This window comes from Pelagimonas sp. KU-00592-HH, from assembly GCF_040369695.1.
GTDB lineage: Bacteria > Pseudomonadota > Alphaproteobacteria > Rhodobacterales > Rhodobacteraceae > Shimia.
This window is the reverse complement of the sequence record NZ_BAABWM010000002.1, coordinates 528,810-537,889: the sequence shown is the minus strand read 5'-3', so window position 1 is coordinate 537,889 and position 9,080 is coordinate 528,810. Positions and strand designations below refer to the sequence as shown.

The window sequence follows — 9,080 nt, the reverse complement described above, 5'->3', positions numbered from 1 at the left end:
CGACATTCCCAGGGAGGAAAGACAATGAAAAGTCTCGTACTCGTACTCTCGGTTCTTGTGTTCGGTGCATTCGTGACCCCGGCGGCAGCCGACAAGGGGGGAACGCCGAACGAAAATGCAAGTGACAATGCGCGGGGAAGTGAAAACGCGCATGGTAACAACCCCAACAAGGGGCCTGGTAACAATTCCGGTAAGGGTGGCGGAGGTTAATCCGCAAACCCGTTGTTCATCTGGGGTCCGCAAGGAAGGTTGCGGGCCCCTTCAGGCATCGTTGCCTTTCGCGGGCAGGGTTTCGGCCAGCGTTTCGTAAGCCTGACCGGAAGCGACGAGACATGTGGCGCCGTTTGGGAAGGTCACGGTGATTGTCCAACTGCCGGTTTCGGCGGCGAAGACCTCGACAATCGCGTTGTTGGCGCCAAGGCCGATGGCCTGCCGGGTTTCGCCATAGCTGTCGCTCAGGCGCTCAAGCACCACGTCGCGCGGGGCGCAGTTGCCTTGTTGTGCGGCCACCTGATCGGCGGCCAGCACCAGCAGGCCGAAGCCCATTGTCGCTTGGAGAAATACGTCTTTCATTGCTCTGCCTTTCGTTGGGGCGGGTCAGCCCGCCGCTGATTTGGTGCGAAAAGCATGCCGGATGAGGCGAGAAATAAGGGTTAACGCCGCGTCCTGAAGGGTTTCTTCTGCGCTGCGGCATTTTTCATCTTGAACTTATCTGTAAAAAAAGTTCATTTTTGCGCAACTTTGTTTCGGAGAGACTCATGGATCAGCGCGCACGCCCCTATCGTTCGGTACTTTACATCCCCGGTTCGCGAGAGCGTGCCCTCGAAAAGGCCAAGACCCTGCCGGTGGATGCGATCATTTTCGATCTCGAAGATGCCGTGGCGGTCGACGAGAAGGACAATGCCCGCGATATCCTGAAAGCCTCGCTTGCGGCCGGTGGGTATGGGACGCGTATGCGGATCGTCCGTATCAACGGTCTGGATACCCAGTGGGGCGAAGCCGACGCCAAGGCGGCGGCCGAGATGGATTGCGATGCGGTGCTGTTGCCCAAGGTCGAAAGTGCGGCGCAGGTGGACGCGCTGGCGGCACTGGTCGGGGACAAGCCGATCTGGGCGATGATGGAAACCCCGCGCGGTATGCTGAACGCGGCCGAAATCGCGGCGCATCCGCAGCTGACCGGTCTCGTGATGGGCACGAATGACCTTGCCAAGGAACTCCAGTGCCGTTTCCGTGCCGATCGCCTGCCGATGCTGACCTCGCTGTCGCTGTGCCTGCTGGCGGCCAAGGCCGAGGGCATCGTGATCGTGGATGGTGTTTACAACGCGTTCAAGGACACAGACGGTCTGCGCGCCGAATGCGAGCAGGGCCGTGACATGGGTATGGACGGCAAGACGCTGATCCACCCGGCGCAAGTGGATGTGGCCAACGAAGCCTTTGCCCCGACCGAAGCCGAGATCGATCTGGCCCGCCGCCAGATTGCAGCCTTTGAAGAGACCGAAGCCAAGGGCGAGGGCGTGGCGGTTGTGGACGGCAAGATTGTCGAGAACCTGCACGTCGTGACCGCCAAGGAAATTCTTGCCAAGGCAGATGCAATCACGGCGCTGGCGAGTTAAGTCTGTCCCCAAGACCATATAGCTAGCGGAGAGCGAGATGACACTTTTGGTTCTTGGGGTACTTCTGTGGGCGGGAGCCCACTTTTTCAAACGTCTTATGCCGGATGCGCGGGCACGTATGGGCGATGCGGGCAAGGGGATTGTCGCGGTTGCCCTCGTGATAAGCGTGGTGCTGATGGTGATTGGCTATCGCGCGGCCGAGGTGGTTGACCTGTGGTATCCGCCCGCCTGGACGGTGCATGCGAACAACTTTCTTGTTCTGGTCGCCATTTTCATGATGAGCCCAGCCCCCAAGAAGGGCCGTATCCTGAACGGTATGCGCCATCCGCAGCTTGCGGGTTTCCGGGCCTGGGCCTTTGCGCACCTTCTGGTGAATGGCGATCTGGCCTCGGTGATCCTGTTTGGCGGGCTGTTCCTCTGGGCGCTGGCCGAGGTGGTGCTGATCAACAAGGCAGAGCCGGAATGGACCCCGGGCGCGGCGGGCAGCTATGCCAAGGACGGTATGTTCCTGGTGGCGTCGCTCGTGCTGATGGCGGTGATTGGGTACATCCACTATTGGGTCGGCCCCTGGCCTTATCCGGTGTGAGGTCATGAAGCTTTATCGATTTCTCAGCGAAGACGACACATCGGCCTTTTGTCACAAGGTGACGGAGGCCCTTAACAAAGGGTGGGAGCTGCATGGCGACCCCACGTATGCGTTCAACGCCGAAACCGGTGTGATGCGCTGTGGGCAGGCCGTGGTGAAAGAGGTGGATGGCACCTACTCCCCGGACATCAAGTTAGGAGAACAGTAGATGGCCAAGACAAATCCGGGCCGGTTTTTCGAAGACTACACGCTTGGCCAGGTGATCGAGCACGCGGTGCCGCGCACCGTGTCGGGCGGCGAGCGGGCGCTGTATCACGCGCTGTATCCCGCGCGCCACGCGCTTTATTCCTCGGACGAATTCGCGCGGGCCTGTGGCCTGCCGAAGGCGCCGATCGACGATCTCGCAGCGTTCCACGTGGTGTTCGGCAAGACCGTTCCGGATGTGTCCCTGAATGCGGTGGCGAACCTTGGCTATGCCGAGGGGCGCTGGCTCAAGCCGGTTTACGAAGGCGATACCCTGCGCTCGACCTCCGAGGTGATCGGCCTCAAGCAGAACTCGAACGGCAAGACCGGCGTTGTCTATGTGCGGACCCGTGGCATGAACCAGAACGATGAGGTCGTGATGGAATACGTGCGCTGGGTGATGGTGCGCAAACGTGACGTTGACGCGCCAGCGCCCGAAACCGTGGTGCCCGAGCTGGCCAAGGTGATTGATGCCAAGGATCTGGTCATCCCCGAGGGTCTTGATTTCTCGAACTACGATTTCACGCTGGCGGGCGAGCCGCACCGCTGGGGCGACTACGAGATCGGCGAGACCATCGACCACGTGGATGGTGTGACGCTGGAAGAGGCCGAGCACATGATGGCGACGCGCCTGTGGCAGAACACCGCCAAGGTCCACTTTGACGCCACCTTCCGCCCCGACGGGCAGCGCCTGATCTATGGCGGGCACATCATCTCGCTGGCGCGGACCTTGTCGTTCAACGGCCTCGCAAACGCGCAGATGATTGTCGGCCTGAACGGTGGCGCACATGCCAACCCGGCGTTTTCGGGTCTGACCGTCAAGGCGTGGTCCGAGGTTCTTGATAAGGCCGACACCAATGTGCCGGGTGTCGGTGCGATCCGTCTGCGGCTTGTGGCGACCAAGGGGGGCGAGCCCTTTGCCCTGCGTGGTGAGGACGGCAAGTACCAGCCCGAGGTGCTTCTGGATCTCGACTACTGGGCGTTGATGCCGATGTAAGTCGCGCGTACCAAGTGTTGACAGGAGAGAGGGTGCCAGAGATGGTGCCCTTTCTTTTTGTGATCACAATGCCGAGTGACGTTGCGACGTGCAGAAACGTCGGCTTTTGCAGACAGAAGCGGGTAAACCGGTTGAAATTGATTCTTAGGAACCTGACTGATTTCGTTAGATTTGAATATGTGATCACAAGAAATGGGGTGTGATCACGAATTTCTCAAAAATTGCCCTCTTGCGCCAAAAAACCGCGCCTATTCAAAGTCTGAAACCGTGACACGTCGGAAAAATCCGGTAATTAGGTACGCGAGGGAAACCGAAAGGATTCAACATGGCTGATGTGAACCGGGGCAATCGCCCGCTTTCGCCGCATTTGTCGATTTACCGCCCGCAGCTCACGTCTGCGACATCGATTTTTGCACGTATTACTGGCGTAGCCCTACTGGGTGCCGCCGTTCTTGTTGTTTGGTGGTTCCTGGCCGCTGCGGCAGGGCCGGAATATTTTGACTTCGTGAACGGTCTGATGACCTCGTTCGTCGGCGATGTCGTGATGTTCGCGGCGCTCTGGGCTGTCTGCTACCACTTCCTGTCGGGTCTGCGTCACCTTTACTGGGATACGGGCCGCGGTTTCGAAATCGAATTCGCCGAGAAACTTGCCAAGGGCGTGATCGTTGGATCCGTTGTCCTGGCGGTTGTGATCGCGCTGATCGTCTGAGGGAGATCGAACAATGGCATTCCTGACCGACCGTAAACGCGCCGAATTCCGTGGCTCCTCGCGCACGGGGACCGAACACTTCTGGGGCCAAACCATCAGCGCCGTGGGTCTTGCGATCCTGGTTCCGCTGTTTGTCTTCACTTTCGGCTGTGCCCTGGGTGGTACCTATGAAGAAGTGATCGCCTATTACCAGCGTCCTTTCCCGGCCATCATCGCCGGTATGACCATCACCGTTGCAATGATCCACTTCCGCCACGGTATCCAGGTGGTGATCGAGGATTATACCCGCGGTTTGCAGAAGAAGTTCCTTATCATCATCTGCACCTGCATCGCCTATGCCGTCGCCGCCACCGGGCTTTTCGCCCTGGCGAGCATCGCCCTCTAAGTCCAGGAGCTGAGACATGGCTGCTTACGAATACGAAACACATGAATATGACGTGGTCGTTGTCGGTGCCGGTGGCGCCGGTCTGCGCGCCACCCTCGGCATGGCCGAGCAGGGCCTGCGCACCGCTTGCGTGACCAAGGTTTTCCCGACCCGTTCCCACACTGTTGCAGCACAGGGCGGCATCGCCGCCTCGCTTGGCAACATGGGGCCGGATAGCTGGCAATGGCACATGTACGACACCGTGAAGGGGTCGGACTGGCTGGGTGATACCGACGCGATGGAATACCTTGCCCGTGAAGCGCCCAAGGCGGTTTACGAGCTTGAGCACTATGGCGTGCCGTTCTCGCGTACCGAGGAAGGCAAGATCTACCAGCGCCCGTTTGGTGGCCACACCACCGAATTCGGTGAAGGCCCCGCCGTGCAGCGGACCTGTGCTGCGGCCGACCGTACCGGCCACGCGATCCTGCACACGCTCTATGGCCAGTCGGTCAAGAACAACGCGGAATTCTATATCGAATACTTCGCCATCGACCTGATCATGTCGGAAGACGGTCAGTGTCAGGGTGTTGTCTGCTGGAAGCTGGACGACGGCACCATGCACGTCTTCAACGCGAAGATGGTTGTGCTGGCGACCGGTGGTTACGGCCGTGCCTATTTCTCGGCGACGTCGGCACACACCTGTACCGGTGACGGTGGCGGCATGGTGGCCCGTGCGGGCCTCGCGCTGCAGGACATGGAATTCGTGCAGTTCCACCCGACCGGCATCTACGGTTCGGGCTGTCTGATCACCGAGGGTGCCCGCGGTGAAGGCGGCTACCTGACCAACTCGGAAGGCGAGCGTTTCATGGAACGCTATGCGCCGCAGTACAAGGACCTCGCGCCGCGTGACTATGTTTCGCGTTCGATGACCATGGAAATCCGCGAAGGCCGTGGTGTGGGCAAGGATGGCGATCACATCCACCTGAACCTGAACCACCTGCCTGCCGAAGCTCTGGCCGAACGTCTGCCGGGTATCTCGGAATCGGCGAAGATTTTTGCCGGTGTCGACGTGACCAAGGAGCCGATCCCGGTTCTGCCGACCGTTCACTACAACATGGGCGGTATTCCGACCAACTATTGGGGTGAAGTGCTGAACCCGACCGCCGAAGATCCGACTGCCGTCGTGCCGGGCCTGATGGCTGTGGGTGAAGCGGGGTGTGCTTCGGTTCACGGTGCGAACCGTCTGGGTTCGAACTCGCTGATCGACCTCGTGGTCTTTGGCCGTGCCGCCGCGATCCGCGCCGGCAAGGTTGTTGACGCAGATGCGCCGAACCCGGTTCTGAACCAGGCGTCGGTTGACGCGGCCTTTGATCGTTTCGACGGTCTGCGCCATGCAGACGGCAATATCGCGACTGCGGAACTGCGTCTGGAGATGCAGAAAACCATGCAGGCCGACGCGGCCGTGTTCCGGACCGCCAAGACCATGGCGGAAGGCGTCGAGAAGATGACCGCCGTTGCCGCCAAGATGGACGACCTGAAAGTCAGCGATCGCTCGCTGGTCTGGAACTCGGACCTGATGGAAACGCTGGAACTGACCAACCTGATGCCGAACGCGCTGGCCACCATCGTGGGTGCCGAAGCGCGTAAGGAATCGCGCGGCGCGCACGCGCACGAGGACTTCTCGGAGCGTGACGACGAGAACTGGCGGGTTCACACCGTCAGCCGTGTCGAAGGCAACAAGGTTGATCTGACCTATCGTCCGGTGATCGTTGATCCGCTGACCAACGAAGACCAGGGCGGCATCAGCCTCAAGAAGATCGCGCCCAAGGCGCGGACCTTCTAAGCAGGCCTAATCCGGTGGAACGCGGCATGACGCATAGGGTTGAAAAGCGGCTGATCGTCCATTGTGGCGTTCAGAAAACCGCTTCGACCGCGTTCCACCATTTCGTCCAGCGCAATCGTGACGTGCTGGGCGCACATGTGACCATCCTTACCCCCGAAAAAGGCACACCCACCCGCGAGTTGGGGCGGCTGTGCGCACTGTTCAGTCTGGGCAGATGCACCGAGGGGGATCTGGCGGCGGCGCTTGATGCGGTGCGGGCCAAGATCGAGATGGTCAAAACCACCTGTATCGTTTCGCATGAAAACATCCCCGGTGCGATGCCGGGGCGCAGTGGGGTGGTCGAGTTGTTCCCGCGTCTTGATGCGATTTTCGAGATTTTCGAAGACCGTCTTGGCGACCTGGTGCCGGACTATGCGTTCTATACGCGCCAGCAGGATGCCTGGAAGGTGAGTGTTCACAATCAGGCGGTCAAGTCGGACCACTATACCGAGACGCTTGAGACCTTCCTTGCAGATACGGCCAATTGCGATAGCTGGGCGGCGCTGCAAAAGCGGGTCGAGGGGTTTGTCGGGGCCGAGCGGGTGCATTTCCTTGCCCTTGAAGACGAGGAAGATCGGCAGCGCCCGGGATCGCAGCTTCTGCGCCTTGCCGGTGTGCCCGAGGACGTGATTGCCGAGATGTCGGTGTCCAAGAGCCGTAGCAACGAGAGCCTGAACGCAGGCTCGCTGGAGTTCCTGCGGTTGGTGAACCGTCTTGATCTGCCGCGCACTGCGCGTACGGCTGTTGCCAAGCTTATTCAGGGCAACCCGTCGCTGTTCGTGAATGAACGGGGGGCGCTGTGATGCTGGCTGTCTATCGCTCCTATGAAGTGGCCACACTGCGCCAACTTTCGCAGAATGCAGAGATAGTGAAAAAAATCGCTGCACATGCGCCGATTTCCAAGGAGGTGTTCCAGTGACCCTCTTTACCCAGAAAACTGCCAAGCGCATCCTTGTGCCTGGCCCCAGCGATTTCCGGTCTGCACAGCAGATGCCGGTAGAAGAGTTCCGCACCATGCCTTTGGCAGCGCGCGGCGAAGCAAGGAGAGAGACCAATGGTTGAATTCGCACTTCCGAAGAATTCCAAGATCACAACCGGTAAGACTTGGCCCAAGCCCGAAGGCGCGACCAATATCCGTAAATTCCAGATCTATCGCTGGAACCCGGATGATGGTCAGAACCCGCGCGTGGATACCTATTTCCTCGACATGGATGAATGCGGACCGATGGTTCTTGATGCGCTGATCAAGATCAAGAACGAGATCGACCCGACCCTGACCTTCCGTCGCTCCTGCCGTGAAGGTATCTGCGGCTCCTGCGCGATGAACATCGACGGGATCAACACGCTGGCCTGTATCTATGGCATGGACGAGATCAAGGGTGACGTGAAAATCTATCCGCTGCCGCACATGCCGGTGGTGAAAGACCTGATTCCCGATCTGACCCACTTCTATGCGCAGCACGCATCGATCATGCCGTGGCTGGAAACCAAGACCAACCGTCCGGCGAAAGAGTGGAAACAGTCGATTGAGGACCGTAAGAAACTTGACGGTCTGTATGAGTGTGTGATGTGCGCCAGCTGCTCGACCTCCTGCCCGAGCTACTGGTGGAACGGCGATCGCTACCTCGGCCCGGCAGCCCTGCTGCACGCTTACCGCTGGATCATCGACAGCCGTGATGAGGCGACCGGTGAGCGTCTGGACAACCTTGAAGACCCCTTCAAGCTGTACCGCTGCCACACCATCATGAACTGCGCAAAGACCTGCCCGAAAGGGTTGAATCCGGCGAAGGCGATTGCGGAGATCAAGAAGATGATGGTCGAGCGCAATATCTGATCCACGGTCAGAGAGTTAACGGAAAGCCCGCCGATCTGGCGGGCTTTTTGCGTTTAGGGCCGGCTTGACGGCTGGGGTATCCGCTGGGACAGTTTGGGGAAAACACGGAGCAGCTTGCATGAGCGATTTGATGATGGCCTTGGTGTTGGCAACGCTTGCGGGTGCATCGGTGCCATTGGGCGGCGCGCTGACAGGGCTGGAACGATGGCTGCCTGCGGACCAGGATCGCGGGCTTCAGCATTTCGTGATGGCCTTTGGGGGCGGGGCGCTGATTTCCGCGATCGCGCTGGTGCTGGTGCCCGAAGGGGTGGATCGCCTGTCTGAGGTGGCGGCCTTGTTCTGGTTCGTGGCGGGCGGGCTCGTGTTCCTTGTGGTGGATCGCGCACTGGCACGGCGCGGGAGCCATGCAGCGCAGTTCCTTGCGATGCTGCTGGACTATTTCCCTGAGGCGCTTGCGCTGGGAGCGTTGCTTGCTGTCGAGCGTTCGGTTGCTGTGCTGATGGCGGTGCTGATCGCGCTTCAGAACCTGCCGGAAGGGTTCAATGCCTTCCGCGAAATGAGGGATAGTGGCATGGCCGGACGGCGGGTGATGCTTTTGTTTGTCCTCATGGTTCCGGTTGGGCCGCTGGCGGCGATTACGGGCATGTTCGTATTGCAGGACTGGCCGTCGCTGCTTGGGGCGGTGATGATGTTCTCGTCGGGCGGTATTCTATACTTGTTGTTTCAGGACGTCGCGCCGCAGGTGCCGCTGAGGCATAGCTGGACGCCACCACTTGGGGCTGTCATGGGTTTCGCGCTGGGGTTGGCAGGGCATATGCTGACGACGTAAAGGCGCGGGCCGCTGCAATATTT

Annotated in this window: 13 protein-coding genes; 12 read left to right on the top strand and 1 reads right to left on the bottom strand. The window is 59.9% G+C overall.

Annotation, left to right across the window (positions count from 1 at the left end; all coding sequences use genetic code 11):
* Nucleotides 1-24: 24 nt before the first annotated feature.
* Nucleotides 25-210, top strand: a complete 186-nt coding sequence (locus tag ABWV42_RS09700) for a hypothetical protein (RefSeq protein ID WP_255103498.1) — start codon at nt 25-27, stop codon at nt 208-210.
* Nucleotides 211-261: 51 nt separating this feature from the next.
* Here the strand turns inward: ABWV42_RS09700 and ABWV42_RS09695 are convergent, their stop codons facing one another.
* Nucleotides 262-573, bottom strand: coding sequence for a hypothetical protein (locus tag ABWV42_RS09695; RefSeq protein WP_353339939.1), 312 nt, complete (start codon nt 571-573; stop codon nt 262-264).
* A gap of 185 nt (nt 574-758) precedes the next feature.
* Here ABWV42_RS09695 and ABWV42_RS09690 point away from each other — a divergent pair, with 185 nt between their 5' ends.
* The 11 genes from ABWV42_RS09690 (at nt 759) to ABWV42_RS09640 (ending at nt 9,057) form a co-directional block, all read left to right on the top strand.
* Entirely contained in the window at nt 759-1,613 is an 855-nt protein-coding gene (locus tag ABWV42_RS09690; RefSeq protein ID WP_353339938.1) for an HpcH/HpaI aldolase/citrate lyase family protein, read from the top strand.
* Nucleotides 1,614-1,650: 37 nt separating this feature from the next.
* Nucleotides 1,651-2,199 (top strand): NnrU family protein, encoded by a 549-nt coding sequence (locus ABWV42_RS09685; protein WP_353339937.1) that lies wholly within the window; start codon nt 1,651-1,653, stop codon nt 2,197-2,199.
* Nucleotides 2,200-2,203: 4 nt separating this feature from the next.
* Nucleotides 2,204-2,407 (top strand): DUF1737 domain-containing protein, encoded by a 204-nt coding sequence (locus ABWV42_RS09680; RefSeq protein WP_255103490.1) that lies wholly within the window; start codon nt 2,204-2,206, stop codon nt 2,405-2,407.
* Nucleotides 2,408-3,439, top strand: a complete 1,032-nt coding sequence (locus ABWV42_RS09675; RefSeq protein WP_255103488.1) for a MaoC family dehydratase — start codon at nt 2,408-2,410, stop codon at nt 3,437-3,439. It begins immediately after the preceding gene.
* A gap of 325 nt (nt 3,440-3,764) precedes the next feature.
* The gene (gene sdhC, locus ABWV42_RS09670; RefSeq protein WP_353339936.1) at nt 3,765-4,148 is read left to right on the top strand and encodes a succinate dehydrogenase, cytochrome b556 subunit; all 384 of its coding nucleotides are present in this window, start codon (nt 3,765-3,767) and stop codon (nt 4,146-4,148) included.
* Nucleotides 4,149-4,161: 13 nt separating this feature from the next.
* Complete coding sequence (gene sdhD, locus ABWV42_RS09665) at nt 4,162-4,533, top strand: succinate dehydrogenase, hydrophobic membrane anchor protein (RefSeq protein ID WP_255103484.1); 372 nt, start codon at nt 4,162-4,164, stop codon at nt 4,531-4,533.
* Between the two features lie 16 nt (nt 4,534-4,549).
* Nucleotides 4,550-6,355 carry a succinate dehydrogenase flavoprotein subunit gene (gene sdhA, locus ABWV42_RS09660; protein ID WP_255103482.1) on the top strand — a complete coding sequence of 602 codons (1,806 nt, stop codon included), beginning with the start codon at nt 4,550-4,552 and terminating at the stop codon, nt 6,353-6,355.
* Nucleotides 6,356-6,381: 26 nt separating this feature from the next.
* The gene (locus tag ABWV42_RS09655) at nt 6,382-7,197 is read left to right on the top strand and encodes a hypothetical protein (protein ID WP_353339935.1); all 816 of its coding nucleotides are present in this window, start codon (nt 6,382-6,384) and stop codon (nt 7,195-7,197) included.
* 112 nt (nt 7,198-7,309) lie between these two features.
* Nucleotides 7,310-7,456: a hypothetical protein gene (locus tag ABWV42_RS09650; protein ID WP_353339934.1), complete on the top strand. Its 147-nt coding sequence runs from the start codon at nt 7,310-7,312 to the stop codon at nt 7,454-7,456.
* Nucleotides 7,449-8,228 (top strand): succinate dehydrogenase iron-sulfur subunit, encoded by a 780-nt coding sequence (locus ABWV42_RS09645; protein ID WP_255103475.1) that lies wholly within the window; start codon nt 7,449-7,451, stop codon nt 8,226-8,228. The genes ABWV42_RS09650 and ABWV42_RS09645 overlap by 8 nt, the downstream gene beginning before the upstream one ends.
* Nucleotides 8,229-8,346: 118 nt before the next feature.
* Nucleotides 8,347-9,057 carry a ZIP family metal transporter gene (locus ABWV42_RS09640; protein ID WP_353339933.1) on the top strand — a complete coding sequence of 237 codons (711 nt, stop codon included), beginning with the start codon at nt 8,347-8,349 and terminating at the stop codon, nt 9,055-9,057.
* Nucleotides 9,058-9,080 lie beyond the last annotated feature (23 nt).